The organism is Archangium gephyra (genome assembly GCF_042230915.1).
GTDB lineage: Bacteria > Myxococcota > Myxococcia > Myxococcales > Myxococcaceae > Archangium > Archangium gephyra_B.
The window spans coordinates 9599008-9614462 of sequence record NZ_CP102578.1; the positions used below are offsets into that span (position 1 = coordinate 9599008).

13 protein-coding genes are annotated in these 15455 nt (G+C 71.2%); 7 read left to right on the forward strand and 6 right to left on the reverse strand.

The genetic code is table 11. The annotated features are described in order from the left end of the window. The 3 genes from ric to NR798_RS37745 form a co-directional block, all read right to left on the reverse strand. Positions 1-696, reverse strand: coding sequence for an iron-sulfur cluster repair di-iron protein (gene ric, locus NR798_RS37735; RefSeq protein ID WP_375767404.1), 696 nt, complete (start codon positions 694-696; stop codon positions 1-3). A 349-nt stretch (positions 697-1045) separates the two neighbouring features. Further along, positions 1046-2317, reverse strand: a complete 1272-nt coding sequence (locus NR798_RS37740; RefSeq protein ID WP_375767405.1) for an Ig-like domain-containing protein — start codon at positions 2315-2317, stop codon at positions 1046-1048. Next, positions 2314-3204 carry an aminotransferase class IV gene (locus NR798_RS37745; protein WP_375767406.1) on the reverse strand — a complete coding sequence of 297 codons (891 nt, stop codon included), beginning with the start codon at positions 3202-3204 and terminating at the stop codon, positions 2314-2316. The genes NR798_RS37740 and NR798_RS37745 overlap by 4 nt, the downstream gene beginning before the upstream one ends. A gap of 150 nt (positions 3205-3354) precedes the next feature. Here NR798_RS37745 and NR798_RS37750 point away from each other — a divergent pair, with 150 nt between their 5' ends. The 4 genes from NR798_RS37750 to NR798_RS37765 all read left to right on the forward strand — a co-directional run bounded on the left by NR798_RS37750 (position 3355) and on the right by NR798_RS37765 (position 7331). After that, on the forward strand, positions 3355-3729 hold the full coding sequence (locus NR798_RS37750; protein ID WP_375767407.1) for a DUF488 domain-containing protein: 375 nt from the start codon (positions 3355-3357) through the stop codon (positions 3727-3729). Between the two features lie 88 nt (positions 3730-3817). Further along, positions 3818-4186, forward strand: a complete 369-nt coding sequence (locus tag NR798_RS37755) for an Hpt domain-containing protein (RefSeq protein ID WP_375767408.1) — start codon at positions 3818-3820, stop codon at positions 4184-4186. Positions 4187-4188: 2 nt separating this feature from the next. Continuing rightward, entirely contained in the window at positions 4189-4383 is a 195-nt protein-coding gene (locus NR798_RS37760) for a hypothetical protein (protein WP_375767409.1), read from the forward strand. After that, entirely contained in the window at positions 4380-7331 is a 2952-nt protein-coding gene (locus NR798_RS37765) for an ATP-binding protein (protein ID WP_375767410.1), read from the forward strand. Before NR798_RS37760 ends, NR798_RS37765 begins: the two co-directional genes overlap by 4 nt. On the opposite strand, the gene NR798_RS37770 is transcribed toward NR798_RS37765, so the two are convergent. After that, the gene (locus NR798_RS37770) at positions 7291-8859 is read right to left on the reverse strand and encodes a DUF4241 domain-containing protein (RefSeq protein WP_375767411.1); all 1569 of its coding nucleotides are present in this window, start codon (positions 8857-8859) and stop codon (positions 7291-7293) included. The two genes, NR798_RS37765 and NR798_RS37770, sit on opposite strands and share 41 nt — an antisense overlap. Positions 8860-9027: 168 nt before the next feature. Between NR798_RS37770 and NR798_RS37775 the strand changes: the two genes are divergently transcribed. The 3 genes from NR798_RS37775 to NR798_RS37785 all read left to right on the forward strand — a co-directional run bounded on the left by NR798_RS37775 (position 9028) and on the right by NR798_RS37785 (position 13363). After that, on the forward strand, positions 9028-10395 hold the full coding sequence (locus tag NR798_RS37775) for a sigma-54-dependent transcriptional regulator (protein WP_375767412.1): 1368 nt from the start codon (positions 9028-9030) through the stop codon (positions 10393-10395). A 130-nt stretch (positions 10396-10525) separates the two neighbouring features. Next, positions 10526-11323, forward strand: a complete 798-nt coding sequence (locus NR798_RS37780) for a hypothetical protein (protein WP_375767413.1) — start codon at positions 10526-10528, stop codon at positions 11321-11323. Positions 11324-11464: 141 nt separating this feature from the next. Next, positions 11465-13363, forward strand: coding sequence for a nitrogen regulation protein NR(II) (locus NR798_RS37785; protein WP_375767414.1), 1899 nt, complete (start codon positions 11465-11467; stop codon positions 13361-13363). A 5-nt stretch (positions 13364-13368) separates the two neighbouring features. On the opposite strand, the gene NR798_RS37790 is transcribed toward NR798_RS37785, so the two are convergent. Both NR798_RS37790 and NR798_RS37795 read right to left on the reverse strand, forming a co-directional pair. Continuing rightward, a complete protein-coding gene (locus tag NR798_RS37790; protein WP_375767415.1) occupies positions 13369-13983 on the reverse strand; it encodes an SAM-dependent methyltransferase in 615 nt (204 codons plus the stop codon). Further along, positions 13953-15323 (reverse strand): APC family permease, encoded by a 1371-nt coding sequence (locus tag NR798_RS37795; protein WP_375767416.1) that lies wholly within the window; start codon positions 15321-15323, stop codon positions 13953-13955. The genes NR798_RS37790 and NR798_RS37795 overlap by 31 nt, the downstream gene beginning before the upstream one ends. Positions 15324-15455 lie beyond the last annotated feature (132 nt).

The window sequence follows — 15455 nt, forward strand, 5'->3', positions numbered from 1 at the left end:
TCAGGCCTGCCCCGAGGCGCGTGGGAAGAGGATGTTGTTCTCCAGGTGGATGTGCTCGTGCAGCTCGCGCTCGAGAGTCTCGAGCCCGTTCCACAGCGCTCGCCACGTGTTGCACGCCCCCGGCGGCACCTCGTAATTGCCCGTCAGCTCGCGCAGCCGTTCGAGCAGCTGCCCGGCCTGCTCGTGCTCGGACATCATCCGCTCGATGGGCCCGCCCTGTGGCACGGGGCGCCCGGAGAGGATCCACGGGAAGAGGATGCGCTCCTCCTTGTCCAGGTGCGGCAGCAGCTCGTCCTTGAGCGTGGTGAAGGTGCTGGCGAGCTGGGAGAGCCGCGCCGGATCCTTCTCCCCGTGCACGCGCAGCACCTTGAGCGCCATGCCGTGCAGCCGGTGCAGTTCCTCGCGCAGAGGCTCGTGGTAGCGCACGATGATGTGCTGGATGAGTTCCGCCTGGCTGTGCTCCATCCAGGCGGCGGAGTTCTCCTCCCCGCGCTCGAGCTCCTGCTGGATTTCCCGCAGGACCTCCTGGGTGTCGAGGCCGCGGCGCCGGCATGCCTCCTCGAGCGTCTTGCCGCCGCCGCAGCAGAAGTCGATGCCCCGACGGAAGAAAACACGGGTGGAGGAGGGGCGGGTGGCAGCCAGCTCACCGACGGTGGTGGTAGGCGTGAGGGCGGGGGAGATGGGAAGGGGATGCATGAGGTCGTCCTTGTTCAAGCGAGCGAGGGAGAAGCCTGCAACCGGGGCGACAAGGAGCAATTGCCGGGCCAGCCCCACCAGCCGCTCCGAGCCCACTGCGAGCCCTCGTTCCTCCCCGCCTCGCAGGGGACGCGGCTCCTTCCGAGTGCGCAGGGGCTGCGTCCATCGGTCTTTCTCGCGCAAAACATGCATACAATACGCATCTTAATGAGCCCCGGACGCCCCTCGCCCACGGGCTGACCGTCGAGCGACACCACCGGGTGCTCGTCCGTCGTCGTGCCCACCAGCAGCACTTCCTCCCATTTGAAGCGCTCGTCCAACCGCACCGGACGCTCGACGACGTGCAGTCCTAGTTGTCGAGGGCGCCCGCGAGGATCCACGAGCGGATCTGGATGAGCTCTCCCGGGTTGAGATCGAAATAGTCGGGATTGCCCATGGGCATCCGGCGGCCGCACCCCTCGGCGCTGATGCGCGACACCAGCAGGGACTCGTCGGGGCGGCCAGGAGTGACCCGGGGGCCAGCGGCACACGGCCCCACCCCCGGCGCCATCAGCGAGGCGTGGGACTTGCCCACCTGCAGGTCCAGTCCTTCGGCGCCATGCCCGTTGTGGCAGTCCGAGCACGTCACGCTCCAGAGGGGCTCGATGTCCCGGGCATACGAGGGAACTTCCACCTGCACGTTCACGGAGCGGCTCTCCGAACGGGAGCCATCGGACACGGTGACCTTCAGGGTATAGGTGGCGGGCCGGTCGAGCTCCTCCGAGCGCCACTCGGTGAAGGACTGGTTCGGGCGGGTGAAGCTCCCCGCTCCGGGCGGCTCCATCGTCCAGGAATAGGTGAGCGGATCCCCATCCAGATCCCTCGCGGCGATGGAGAGGGGAAGGGACTTGCCCGCGACGAGCCCCTGGGGGTCCACGCTGATGTCCGGGTCCACGATGGGCGCTTGATTGAGGGCGGGGACGTTCACCACGGTGACCGGCACCGTGCCTTGGGCCGAGCCCCCCTTCCCGTCCGAGACCGTCACCTTCAGGAGGAAGGTCATGTCACGGGAGATCAACGGCGCGGTCCACGACGGGGTGGAGAGAGTCCCCTCGGCGAACGTTCCCAGGGGCGTGGACGGGCTCTGGGTCCAGGAATAGGTGAGCGTGTCGCCATCGGGATCCGTGGCCGTCACCGAGAGGCTCACGCGGGAGCCTTCATCGAGCGTCTCATGCGTCGCGGACACCGGTCCGATCGAGGGGGCGCGGTTGGGCGGCAGGAGGGTGAAGGAGATGGGGGCGGAGAGGGTGCTGTTGCCCGCGGCGTCCTGAGCCTTCACGGTGAGCTGGTGGAGCCCCGGGGGCGTGGTGGACGAGCTCCAGGTGCACGAGAAGGTGGAACCGGAGCGCCGGGCGGTGCCGTCCGCGCACACCGGCGCGCCGGAGACGGAGAACTCCACCCGGGCCACCGTGCCCGAGTTGTCCTCGGCGGTGGCCCGGAGGAGCCGCGAGCCCGAGACGCGCTCTCCCTCCGTCACGCCCTCCACCACCCGGACATTCATCGGCGCAACGGAGTCCGTCTCCCCCCCACACCCCATCATCCCCAAGACGAGACATCCCACGACGAACCGAAGTGTCTTCATGGCTCCCCCCGAAGAGGCGCATGCGCCTCGGGCCAGGACACGCCCATGTGCTGGTAGAGGGCCTTCTGCAGCTGCCGCGCCATGGGCCCCCGACGCCCCTCGCCCACGGGCTGACCGTCGAGCGACACCACCGGCTGCACGTCCGTCGTCGTCCCCAGCAGCAGCAACTCCTCCCACCGCGGGCGCTCATCCAGCCGCACCGGGCGCTCGACGACGTGCAACTGCAGGTCACGCGCCAGCTCGAGGACAATGTCGCGCGTGACGCTGGGCAGAATCTGTTGGCCCTTGGGGTGGGTGAAGAGGGTGTCCTCCATCACCACCATCACCGAGGTGGAGGCGCCCTCGGTGACGACACCCTCGCGTACCAGTACCGCCTCCCACGCGCCGGCCTCCTTCGCCTGCTGCTTGGCGAGGATGTTGGGCAACAGGTTCACCGTCTTGATGTCGCAGCGCGCCCAGCGCAGGTCGGGCTGCGTGATGGCGCTGACGCCCCGCTGCCGCACCTCCCACGGAATCTGGAACGGGGAGGCCGAGAGATACACCGTGGCCGGCGTGCCCTCGGGCGGGAAGGCGTGAGTGCGCGGCGCCGCACCGCGCGTCACCTGCAGGTACACCGTGGCCTCGCCTCCCGTCAGTGCGTTCTCCGCCAACAGCCGCTCGCTGATGGCACGCATGCGCTCGCGGGTGAAGTCCGGCGGCGGCTGGATGCGCAACTGCGCGAGGCCCGTCTCGAGCCGGCGCCAGTGGGCCTCCTCAGCGAAGAGCCGCCCGCCCAGTGCGCGCGTCACCTCGTACACGCCGTCACCGAAGAGGAAGCCCCGGTCGTCCACGGGAACGCGGGCCTCGTGAGAGGGGAGGAACTGGCCGTTGAGGTAGACGACGGGCATGGCGCGCTCCGGCAGGGGTAGGCGGGCCGTGCAGCGTAGCCGTGCCGTCCGCGCTCTTCAGAGGAAAACCGGCCGGCCGTCCGCTGTCCGTAGGTGCGAGCGGGCGCCCGTGGCTGGGATGACCTGGAGGCGTCCCGGTGTTCCGCCGAGATGCCGATCAAGACCCGCCGCTGGTGCGTGCCCGCGGAGCCCGATGACGGACTGCGCATCCTGATCTGCCGGTTCCGCCCTCGCGCGCTCCCCAAGGCCAAGGAGACGTGGGACGTGTGGATGAGGGAGCTGGGTCCCAGTCCGCCGCTGCTCGCCGCCTTCCAGGGCAAGGGCCAGACGCCCATCAGCCTCGACGAGTACCGCGAGCGCTACGTGCGCGAGATGGAGTCCCAACGCGAGGTGATCGCCGGGCTCGCGGCCCGCGTGGACCGTGGAGAGAACATCACCCTGATGTGCTCCAAGGACTGCATCATCGACAAGGCGTGCCACCGCACCATCCTCGCCGAGCTCATCGAGGCCGCCCGGGCGAAATGAGTCCCCGGCTGACTTCGTGTCGTGGTTTCGCTTCCTGGAACGCAGGGAGTTTTTCCGCCTTGCCCAGGTAGTGCAGAATGCCTCCCCTATGGAGCAGCAGGTCCTCGCGATGGATGTGCGGCAACTGGAGAAGTTGAGCGTGCTTCAGGACGCGGACTCGCCCAACCTGGTGGCGGACATGGCCCGTGGCTACCTGGGCCGTACCCCTCAGCGCATCAGCCGCATGCGGGAGCTGCTGGCCGCGGGGAACGCCAGCCAGCTCGCGCACGAGGCCCACGGCCTGGCGACGAGCAGCGGGATGTTCGGGATGATGCGGGTGCGCCAGCACTGCAAGGCGCTGGAGAACCTCGCGCGGAGCCCCGGGCTGGACGGCGCGGAGGCGCTGCTGGCCCAGGTGGAGCAGGCCTACGCGGAGGCCCGGCCCCTGCTGATGGCGCAGCTCGGCATCCAGGAGTGACGATGAAGCACGCGTCCGGGCCGGGCGGACAGCCCGCCATGCTCTCGCTGTTCGTCTTCGCCGTGGCGGCGCTGCTCTTCGGCTCGCCGCTGCGCCAGTGGTGGCTGCGCGAGGGCGCCTCCTGGTACCAGCCCTTCGCCGTGTGGCTCGGCGTCATCGTGCTGGGCGCCTGGGCCGCGCGCCGGAGCGCCCCATGACGTTCGAGCTGGGCACCCTCGTCATCGCCTCGCTCATCTACCTGCTGGTGCTGTTCCTCATCGCCTACGCCGCCGAGCGCGGGCGCATCCCCGCCCGCATCACCCAGCACCCGCTCGCCTATGCCCTGGCGCTCGGCGTCTATGCCACCTCCTGGTCCTACTTCGGCAGCGTGGGCTACGCTTCCCAGCACGGCTTCCGCTACCTGGCCATCTACCTGGGCGCCACCCTCTCCTGCCTGCTCGTCCCGGTGCTGTGGCGCCCGCTGCTGCAGCTCACCCGGGAGCTGCAGCTCACCTCGCTGGCGGACCTCTTCGCCTTCCGCTACCCGGGACAGGCCACCGGCACCGCGGTGACGCTGGCGCTGCTGGCCGGCACCCTGCCCTACCTCGCCCTCCAGGTGCGCGCCGTCGTCGAGTCCGCGCGCGTCCTCAGCCCCTCGGCCTCGGCCACCACGGTGGGCCTGGGCTTCTGCGCCACCACCCTCGTCTTCTCCGTCCTCTTCGGCGCCCGCTACGTCACCCCCCGCGAGCGCCACGAGGGGCTCGCGCTAGCCATCGCCTTCGAGTCGCTGGTGAAGGGGGTGGCCCTGGTGCTCGTGGGAGCCTGGGCGGTGGTCTCCGTCTTCGGCGGCCCGGCGGGACTCCAGGCCTGGCTGGACGCGCACCCCGAGGCCCTGCGCGCCATGCAGCAGCCCGCGCGCGAGGAGTCCTGGGCCCCGCTGCTCGTCATCTCCTGCGCCGCCGCCTTCCTCATCCCCCGCCAGTACCACGTCGCCTTCACGGAGAGCCCCGAGCGCGACACCCTCTCCACCGCCACCTGGGCCTTCCCGCTGCTGTTGCTGTTGATGAACATGGCCGTGCCGCTCGTCCTCTGGGCGGGCCAGGCGATGGGCCTGCCGGGGTCCGCGGACTTCCACGTGCTCGCCGTGCCCGCGGCCCGGGGAGCGCCCGCGCTCGCGCTGCTGGCCTTCCTCGGCGGCATCTCCGCCTCCAGCGCCATGGTCATCGTCACCACCCTGGCCCTGGCGCCCATGTGCCTCACGCACCTGGTACTGCCGCTCGGCTACGCGCGCGCACCAGGCAACCTGTACCGCCGCCTGCTCTGGGCCCGGCGCGTCCTCATCGCCGCCATCATCCTCGCGGGCTACGGCTTCTATGTGCAGCTGGACAGGCGCGCCGCGGGGCTGGTGGACCTGGGGCTCGTCGCCTTCGTCGGCGTGGCGCAGTTCATCCCCGGACTGCTCGGCCTGCTCTTCTGGCCCCGGGCCACGCGCGCGGGCTTCCTCTCGGGCCTGGCCGCCGGAACCACCGCATGGGCCGTGCTGCTGCTCTGGCCCCTGGGGAGCGGCCATGGCCAGCCCGCCTGGTCCCGGGAGGCAGAGGCGCTCCTGGGCTTCACCACCGTGGAGCCGTGGAGCTTCGTCACCTTCGTCTCCCTCACCCTCAACGCCCTGGCCTTCGTGGGCCTCTCGCTGGCCACGCGCCCCTCGCCCGAGGAGGCCGAGGCGGCGAGGCTGTGCGCGCGCGAGGCGCCCTCGTTGGCAGCGGGCAGCGTGACGGCCGGCTCTCCGGACGAGTTCCGCCGCCAGCTCGCCCCCGTGCTCGGCCCCGAGGCCGCCACCGCCGAGCTGGACCGGGCGCTCCACGAGCTGGGGATGAGCGAGGCCGAGCGCCGCCCCGCCGAGCTGCGCCGGCTGAGGGATCAGATCGAACGCAACCTGTCCGGCCTGCTCGGCCCGGTGCTGGCGAGGCTGGCGGTGAGCGAGGCGCTGCAGGTGGACCCGCGGGCGCGCACGGCGCTGGCCGAGCAGCTGCGCTTCGTGGAGGAGCGGCTGCGCGACGCGCGGGGCATGACGGGCCCGGTGCGCGAGCTGGAGGCGGTGCGGCGCTACCTCCAGCGCATCCTCGAGGAGCTGCCGGTGGGCGCCTGCGCGCTGGGGCCGGACCAGGACGTGGTCATCTGGAACGAGGCGCTGGAGCGGCTCTCCGGCCTGCGCTCCGAGGAGGTGCGGGGCCAGACGTTGGCGCGCCTGCCGGAGCCGTGGGGCGGGCTGCTCGCCGGCTTCGCGTCGGGCCCGGACGCGGATGCCGAGACGCAGGTGCGGCTGGAGGGCCGGGAGCGCATCCTCCGGCTGCACCGCTCGCTGGCCACGCCCGCGGAGACGCCCGAAGAGCCCGAGCGGCTGGAGGGTGCGGTGCTGCTGGTGGAGGACCTGACCGAGCGCAAGGCGATGGACGCGCGGCTGGCGCACCAGGACCGGCTGGCCTCGGTGGGGCGGGTGGCCGCGGGCGTGGCGCACGAGATTGGCAACCCGCTGACGGCCATCACCAGCGTGGCGCAGAACCTCCGCTACGAGGAGGACCCGGAGGAGATCCGCGAGCGGGTGCAGCTCATCCTCCAGCAGGCCCGGCGCATCGACGCCATCGTGCGGGCGCTCGTCACCTTCAGCCATGCGGGGGTGACGGGAGGACACAGCGTGCCCGTCACCCGGGTGGCGCTGGCGCCGCTGCTGTCCGAGGCCGCGCAGCTCTCGCGCCTGGGCCGCAAGGACGCCGACGTGCGGTGCGTGAGCCACTGCCCCGAGGGCCTGGAGGTGGTGGGCAGCACGCAGCGGCTGGAGCAGGTCTTCGTGAACCTCGTCACCAACGCCATCGACGCCTCGCCGCGAGGCGGGCAGGTGGAGCTGTTCGCCGCGGAGGACGGGGAGCAGGTGCGCGTGCGCGTGGTGGACCAGGGCCACGGGATTCCCCCCGAGCTGGCCCAGCGCATCTTCGAGCCCTTCTTCACCACGAAGCAGCCCGGCGAGGGCACGGGGCTGGGGCTCGCGCTGGTGTCCAGCATCGTCCGGGAGCACGGCGGCACGCTGGAGGTGGACAGCCAGCCCGAAGCCAGCACCACCTTCACCGTCACCCTTCCGAAGGCACGGGCCCGGCAGGCGGCGGGGTAGCGAGCCGCAACCCGGTGAAGCACGTGACGACGCTGGCGGCCTGCCCGGCGGCATCCAGCCCGAACCAGGTGGGGAACACCCCATCGCCGTAGCCGGAGGAGAACACCGCCACGTTGGCCGCGGGCGCGGGCGCAAGCTCCACCACGCCTCCCATGCCGCTGGAGAGGATGGGCTCGATCTTCGGCAGCAACGGATGCTCCGTCCCGAGCAGGCCCAGCTTCCCGGCCATGAGTTCCTCCGCCTCGGCATCCCGGAACGACGCCGTTCCCGAGTCCACCCCGTAGGCCCCCGCCGCCCGCCAGCGGGACACCGGGCGCTCCGACACCTGGAGCCGTGCGCAGACGGGCGTCTGCTGCCCGTTCCCCTCGGCCACCGTGAGGAAGACGGGATGCGTCCCCGCGGGAAGCGTCACGGCGAAGGGCCGCGAGTCCAGCGAGAAGGCATCCCCGGCCACCAGCCGCCCGGACGTCAGCCGCAACTCCCCCAGCGGCCGCTGGTACAGCGTCACCTCGTCCCCGCCCGCCATTGTCGCCCGCTGTCCGTCCGCGAAGGCCGGGGCGGCGAGCGCCGCGTCCACGTCCTCCTCGAGCGCGATGGAGCCCAACGCGGGCACCGCGCGCGGCGGCTCCGGAGGCGGCTTGCGCCAGTACGCCACCACGAACCACAGGCACACGCCGAGCGCCACCGCGTTGACGATTCCGGAGGCCCGCGAGCGCTTCGCGGGAAGCTTCGGCTCGGGACCGGTCCGCGTCGCGCTGGCACCGGGCGAGCCCAGTCTCGGCAGCTTCAAGCGCTCCCGCTGGGCCGCCCCCACGTCGTGCACCGAGCGCACGGCCTGCCGCGCATAGCGCCACGCACCCTTGCGCGTATAGCTGTACTCCCCGGGAGCCTCGGGCTTCCACCGGGCATGGCCGGTCTCCGCCCAGAGCTTCACCGAATGCTCGCTCAGCTCCCGGAGGGCCGCGAAGACCTGACCGGGTTGCCAGGTGCGCAAGGGGGAGCGGGCCTCGGCCTGGAGCCGCTGCTGGTGGAAGGCCAGCAGCTCCGCCGGAGCCGCGTGCAGCAGGGTGCCCATCGACGAGGCCCCGCCGAACTGATCCCCCGTGCCGGGAAGGTCGTTCGCCGTCAGCACCTTGCCGCTGGCGTCCTGGCTCACCAGCACCGTGCGCTCGACGGGGTCCTTCTCCGCGCGGGTGGCAACCACCGCGCCGAGCACTGTGCCGTCCGGCGAGAGCCACAGGGAGAAATCGGCCTGCGGAGCCGCCCCCTCCGGCACCTTCTGGTAGAGACCATCGAAGCGCCAGCCCAGCGTGGAGAAGGCCTCATGGGTCGCGTGGAGGTAGGGCCGGGCCTCCGGTGGCGGAGAATGGCCCTGCACGGGCCGCATGAAGTCATCGATGGCCAGACGCGCCCCGCGCACCTGCCGGTAGGCCACCCCCAGCATCACCAGTTGCCATCCGCCCACGAGCACCGAGAGCAGCACGACCAGGTGGACCGCCACCACGAACACGCCTTCGAGCAATCCCAAGCAACGCCCCCTGCGACTCCGGTGCGGATGCCACCCCTGGCCGCAACGTACCAGGAGATTCTGGGGAACCCACCATGACGCATCTCGTCAGCCCGCGGGCGCGGTGGACAGGAGATGGGGTCAGGGGACTAGCCTGACGGGCAGGTCCGCCGGGGGTTTCAGCACCGCATGAGCCGCATCCTGGTCATCGAGGACGAGCCCATCATCCGCACCGAGTTGCGGCGGCTGCTGACGCGCGCGGGGCACGACGTAGCGGAGGCCGGCGCGGTGCACGAGGCCGGGACCGACGACGCGCTGGACACGTTCGACCTCATCCTGAGCGATCTGCGCCTGCCGGGCGCGCCGGGCACGGACATCATCGCCAAGGCGCCGGGAGTGCCGGTGCTCATCATGACCAGCTACGCCACGGTGCGCTCGGCGGTGGAGGCCATGAAGCTGGGAGCGGTGGACTACATCGCCAAGCCCTTCGACCACGACGAGCTGCTCTTGCAGGTGGAGCGCGTGTTGCGCGAGGGCCGGCTGACGCGCCAGAACGCCGCGCTCAAGCGCGAGGTGGAGCGGGTGTACGCGGTGGGCGGCATCGTGGGCCACTCCGCCGCCATGCGGGACGTCTTCGAGCGCATCCGCAAGGTGGCGGCCTCGCCGGCCACGGTGCTGGTGCTGGGCGAGTCGGGCACGGGCAAGGAGCTGGTGGCGCGAGCCCTCCACGCGCAGAGTCCCCGGCGCGACGGGCCGCTGGTGGCCGTCAACTGCGCCGCCATTCCCGAGAGCCTGCTGGAGTCCGAGCTGTTCGGCCACGAGAAGGGCGCCTTCACCGGAGCGCAGGCGGCGCACGCGGGCCTGGTGGAGAGCGCGGACGGGGGCACGCTCTTCCTCGACGAGATTGGCGAGCTGCCCGCGCCCGCCCAGGCGCGCCTGCTGCGGATGCTGCAAGACGGAGAGGTGCGGCGGGTGGGCGCCACGCGCTCGCGCAAGGTGGACGTGCGCATCATCGCGGCCACGCACCGGGACTTGCCCAAGCGCGTGCAGGAGGGCACCTTCCGGCAGGACCTCTACTTCCGCCTGCGCGTGGTGGAGATCAAGCTGCCGCCCCTGCGCGAGCGGGGCGAGGACGTGCCGGCGCTCGCGAAGCACCTGCTGGAGAAGGCGTGCCAGCGGCTGCACCGGCCGCCCGCGACGCTCTCGCCCGAGGCGCTCCTGGCCATCACCACGCACCCCTGGCCGGGCAACGTGCGCGAGCTGGAGAACGCCATCGAGCGCGCCGTCATCCTCGCCGACGGCCCGGTCATCACCCCCGGGCTGCTCGCACTGGAGCCCGGCGGCAACGGCGCCTTCGAGACGCCCGAGCTGCCCGATGCGGGACTTGGCATCGAGGGCAGCGCCTCCCCGGACTCGCTGGAGGAGTACTTCCGCCGCTTCGTGCTGGAGCACCAGGACAAGCTGGGCGAGACGGAGCTGGCGCGACGGCTGGGCATCAGCCGCAAAGCGTTGTGGGAGCGGCGTCAGCGGCTCGGCATTCCTCGCACCCGCGCTTGAGCCGCGCCAGACAGAGCTGCTCGACGTCAAGTACCACGCAGGAAGTCACCTGAAACAGCCCCATTCCGCGAGTTGGATGTGCAGCCAGTCACCGCCCACGGTGTAGAAGGGGCGGATGCGGAAACGGCACATGGCGGACGATAAGACCTGTGAGAACGGCCGGCTGGGCTCATTCCAACTCGGCAGGCGGTACAAGGACGGGAACCTGGAGGCGGAACTCGGCCGTCTCTACGAGGCGCACCACGTGGACACGGGTGCCCCCGCCATGGTGCTGCTCCCCAGCCATACTTGGGAGCCCGAGGAGAACTGGGAGGTGCGCGCCTCCTCGCAGGCGGAGCCTCCCTACGTGGTGCTGGAGGTGACACGGGCCCCCGCCTCGGGAGACCTGGGCACCCTCTCTCGGATGTTGGAGGTGATGGCCGCCGCACTCAATCGGGTGGAGGGAAACGAGCAGGCGCGAGCCCACCTGCTGGAAGGCCGGTGGGGATTCCTGGAGCAACGGGCCAGACGCCTCCGCCAATGGCTGTCTTCCTGGGAGGGGCGCGCTGTCGCGGGACTCGCCGTCATCGCGCTGGGCGTGGGGCTCTGGCTGAACGGAGGCCACTCCGCTGACACCGGGCATCCAGCCGCACACGGTGTGGCGCAGGAAGCACTGCCCTATGTCGATGCTCCCACGCTGATCGACAAGCCCGCCTCCAACATGGAGGTCCTCGCCTATCCCCTGCCCTCCAGGCCCTTCCGCAACCAGGCCAAGGCGCCCTGCAAACCCAAGGAGGGTGAGGTGGAGATCAGCGGCGGGTGCTGGGTAGCGCTGGAGAAGCGCCCGCCCTGCTTCGAGAACCAGGCCGAGTACCAGGGCAAGTGCTACCTGCCGGTGTCGCTGAGGAGCCGCGAGCCTCAGGCGCTCTTCCCACTCTCTCACCCGTAGAGAAAAATCCAGACGGGGCGTGTGCTCCGCCCCGGCATGAGCCGGTGCCGTGACGAGCCGTGTTGGGCCATCAACGTCCGCACGGGCGGGCAGACGCCATGCGGTGGGCGGGCGTGTTCTCCTGGCCGGGGGGTCACACCAATGCCCATCACGTCCACCCTGGAAGCCGGGCTGCATGGCGTCAGGCCGTCGCAGCCGTCCCTGCCCTCGCTGCCGCGCCCTGGCCTCTGGGCCCGGGTGCTGGCACGGCTCGACGCATGTCTCTCGGAGACGCTGCGCCAGGGCTCTCCCGTGGAGCTCAGCCGCGGCCGGTTGCTGGTGGGCATCCTCGGGATGCTGCTGCTGTTCGACGCGCTCGTCCTGCTCTTCTACGTCCGCGTGACACCGGACCCGCTGCGCACCGGCACCGTCCAGCTCACGTGCATGGTGCTCTTCGCCGCGACGCTCTGGAGGCTGCGCCGGACCCGTTCCATCCGGGTGCCCGCGTGGATCCTGTGCTTCCTCGTGACGGCCGCCATGAGCGCCGAGTCCTGGCGGGCCGGGACGCAGGCCGTGGCCGTGAATGCCATGACCATGCTGGTGCCGATGCTGACCGTGTACCTGCTCGGCGTGCGCTGGGGCCTCTTCTTCAGCCTGCTCACCGCCGCGAACATGGGGCTCGTCCACCCCTACCTCTTCCCGGCGCCCGGTGGCGCGGCGCTCAACCTCTACTCCGCGCTCTTCGTCCTGTGCGGATGGCTGGTGAGCTGGATGTTCCTCGCCTCGCGCGACGAGGCGGACGCCGCGCTCGAGCAGGCCCTGCGGACGCTGCGCGAGAGCGAGGACAAGCTCGTCAGCCTCGTGGAGAGCACCGATGACCCGGTGTGCTCGCTCGACACGGCGGGCCGGATCCTCACGCTCAACCAGGCGGGAACGGCGCTGTGCCGCCACCTCTTCGGCGGAGAGCCCCTGCCGGGCAGCTCCCTCTTCGATGCGCTCCCGCCGGAGCAGCGGACCCAATGGAAGGAGCGCGCCGGGCGGACGCTCCAGGGAGAGCACGTGCGCCTCCAGCTGAACCTCGTGATGGAGGGGCGGCCGCGGGTGATGGACATCAACCTCAGTCCCCTGCTCGGGGCCGGGCGGCGGCCGGTGGGGATGACGCTCTTCGGGCGGGACATCACCGCCCTCAAGGAGGCCGAGGCGCGGCTGGGCGAGCTGCACCGCAACCTGCTGGACGTGTCGCGCCAGGCGGGCATGGCGGAGATGGCCAATGGCATCCTCCACAACGTGGGCAACACGCTCAACAGCGTGACCGTGTCCGCGGGGGTGCTCACCCAGCGGCTGCGCGGCCTGCGCATGTCCGGCGTGGCCAGAGCCTCGGCGTTGCTGCGCGAGCACGCACACGACCTGGCCTCCTTCTTCACGCGGGATCCGCGTGGCCAGCAGTTCCAGCAGTACCTGGAGCTGCTCTCCCAGAACCTCACCACCGAGCAGGAGGCGCTGCTGGCCGAGGCGCGGACGCTCGACCAGAACGTGGAGCACATCAAGGCCGTGGTGAGCATGCAGCAGTCCCACGCGCGCGTGGCCGGCGTGGTGGAGCAGGTGTCGGTGCCCCAGCTCCTGGACGACGCGTTGCGCCTGCACACCGTGTCCTTCGAGCGGGTGGGCATCCAGGTGCGGACGGACTACGCCAGCCCGCTCCCCCCGGTGCTGGTGGACCGGCACCGGCTGCTGCAGATCCTCATCAACCTGCTGAGCAACGCCCGGCACGCGCTGCTCGACAGCCGCCAGCCGGACAAGCACATCGTCCTCCGGGTGGAGCGCAGCCCCGAGGGGCGGCTGCGCATCCACGTGTCCGACAACGGCGTGGGCATCCTCGCGGAGAACCTGCCGCGCATCTTCACGCAGGGCTTCACCACGAAGAAGGACGGGCACGGCTTCGGCCTGCACATCAGCGTGCTGGCGGCCGGGGAGATGGGGGGCTCGCTCACGTGCGCGAGCGCCGGCCCCGGCCAGGGCGCCACCTTCACCATCGAGCTCCCCTGGGAGCCCCGGGCCTGACGCCCTCAGCGGGTGCTGCGTCCCGGCTTCTCGGGCACCACCCAGAAGTAGATGGTGCGCCCGTCGGCCTCGATGATCCGCTCCGGCTCCCAGCCCTCGATGTCGAAGGCGTGCGAGACGATGCGCGTCCCCGGCTTCAGCTCCTCGAGCAACTTGGGCTTGAGCCGATTGTTGACGCTCGGCAGCAGGTACATCGTCACCACCGTCGCATCCCCGATGTCCGACTTGAAGAGGTCCTCCTGGCGGAACTCGGTGAGCTTCTCCACGCCCGCCTCCTTCGCGTTGGCCTCCGCCTCCTGGATGCGCTCGGGGTTGATGTCGATGCCCACCCCGCGCACGCCGAAGCGCTGCGCCGCGGTGACGACGATGCGCCCGTCTCCGGAGCCCAGGTCGTAGAGCACGTCCCCCGGCTTCACGTCGGCCACCTCCAGCATCGCGTCCACCACCGGCTGCGGGGTGGGCACGTACGGCACGTCCGGCGCACGCTCGGGAAGATCCGCCCGGCCCAGGTTCGGCGGCCGGTAGATGAAGTCGTCTTCCTGCCCCACGGCCCGCGAGCCGCCGCCGAGCCCCAACATACCCAGTAACGCTACGCCGACCGTGGCCTTCCGAATCCCCATGATTTACGACCTCCAGGTGAGGGGGTGCTGCGTGGATGGCCCGTGCGCCGGCGCATGAGCGCGAGCGGAATCAGCCCGGTGGCCAGCACCGCGACGCCGACGAGCGCTCCCGCGCCGGTGTAGGCCAGACTCGAATAGAGGAGATAGGCGCACGAGGCACAGAAGAGCAGCGGGGTGAGCGGGTAGAGCGGCACGCGGAAGGGACGGGGCACGTCCGGCTCGCGCCGGCGCAGCACCAGCAGCGACACGCCCGTCAGCAGGAAGAAGAACCAGAAGACGGGCGCGGTGTACTCCACCATCGTCTCGAAGCCGCGCCGGGTGATGAAGCCCACGCCCACCAGCGCCAGGGAGATGGCGCCCTGCACCAGCAACGCATTGACGGGCGCGCTCGCCCGCGCGCTCCACCGTCCCAGGGGGGAGAACAGCGGGAAGTCGCGCCCCATCGCGTAGTGCGTACGCGAGCCCATGAGGATGGTGGCGTTGGACGAGGTGAGCACCGCCGCGCAGATGAGCAGGCTGATGAGGCTGGCTCCCGAGGGCCCCGCCACGCGCTGCATGAGCTCGGCCGCCACCGCGTCGGATTGCCCCACGCCCGCCATCCCCAGCCCCCGCAGGTAGGCCGCGTTGGCCAGCAGGTAGAGGCCGGTGACGGCCACCATGCTCCACAGCAGCGCGGACACGATGCTCCGGCGGCCCCCGCGCAGCTCGCTGGAGATATAGGCCGCCTCGTTCCAACCGCCGTACGTCAGCAGCACGAACACCATGGCCAGACCCCAGGCCGCATGGCGCGGCCCGCCGGACGCCGCTACGGCGGCTGGAGCCGGAGCCGCGGGGGCGGCGAAGAGCCCGGCGAGGATGACCAGCCCCAGCCCGGCCACCACCGCCACCGTGAGCAGGTTCTGCGTCCACTTGCCCAGCTGGATGCCGGCCACGTTCAGCCCGGTGAGCACCACCACGGAGAGCGCGGCGTAGACGGCGGACGAGTGCTCGCCCAACGGCAGCAGCTGCGAGGCGTAGTCCCCGAAGATGAAGCCCAGCAGCGCGATGGAGCCGGTGGGGATGACCGTCAACCGCGCCCAGGCGAACAGGAAGGCCAACGAGCCGCCGAGTGCCCGGCGCAGGTAGTGGTAGTCCCCTCCGGCATGGGGCCAGGTGCTGGCCAGCTCCGCGTAGCACATGGCGCCGATGAGAGAGACGAGCCCACCGAGCCCCCACAACAGCAGCACGGCGGCCGGGCCCGCCGCGTTCTGCGCCACCAGGGAGGGCGTGCGGAAGATGCCCGCTCCCACGACGATGCCCACCACGAGCGCGACGGCATCCACGACGCGCAGGCTTGGCAAGGGAAGCGCCGCCTCCGGCCCGGCTGGCCGCCCCTCCCTCTGGTGCCGCTCACGCGTCATGGCCGTCCGCCCCCTGGATGTGTGAAGGGATGGACACCTCGCGAACCTGGGGCAATGTGCCCCGCGGACACG

Excerpts from the sequence above, each read along its gene's own strand:
- ric (WP_375767404.1), bottom strand. The coding sequence starts at position 696 with ATGCATCCCCTTCCCATCTCCCCCGCCCTCACGCCTACCACCACCGTC.
- NR798_RS37740 (WP_375767405.1), bottom strand. The coding sequence starts at position 2,317 with ATGAAGACACTTCGGTTCGTCGTGGGATGTCTCGTCTTGGGGATGATG.
- NR798_RS37745 (WP_375767406.1), bottom strand. The coding sequence starts at position 3,204 with ATGCCCGTCGTCTACCTCAACGGCCAGTTCCTCCCCTCTCACGAGGCC.
- NR798_RS37750 (WP_375767407.1), top strand. The coding sequence starts at position 3,355 with ATGCCGATCAAGACCCGCCGCTGGTGCGTGCCCGCGGAGCCCGATGAC.
- NR798_RS37755 (WP_375767408.1), top strand. The coding sequence starts at position 3,818 with ATGGAGCAGCAGGTCCTCGCGATGGATGTGCGGCAACTGGAGAAGTTG.
- NR798_RS37760 (WP_375767409.1), top strand. The coding sequence starts at position 4,189 with ATGAAGCACGCGTCCGGGCCGGGCGGACAGCCCGCCATGCTCTCGCTG.
- NR798_RS37765 (WP_375767410.1), top strand. The coding sequence starts at position 4,380 with ATGACGTTCGAGCTGGGCACCCTCGTCATCGCCTCGCTCATCTACCTG.
- NR798_RS37775 (WP_375767412.1), top strand. The coding sequence starts at position 9,028 with ATGAGCCGCATCCTGGTCATCGAGGACGAGCCCATCATCCGCACCGAG.
- NR798_RS37780 (WP_375767413.1), top strand. The coding sequence starts at position 10,526 with ATGGCGGACGATAAGACCTGTGAGAACGGCCGGCTGGGCTCATTCCAA.
- NR798_RS37785 (WP_375767414.1), top strand. The coding sequence starts at position 11,465 with ATGCCCATCACGTCCACCCTGGAAGCCGGGCTGCATGGCGTCAGGCCG.
- NR798_RS37790 (WP_375767415.1), bottom strand. The coding sequence starts at position 13,983 with ATGGGGATTCGGAAGGCCACGGTCGGCGTAGCGTTACTGGGTATGTTG.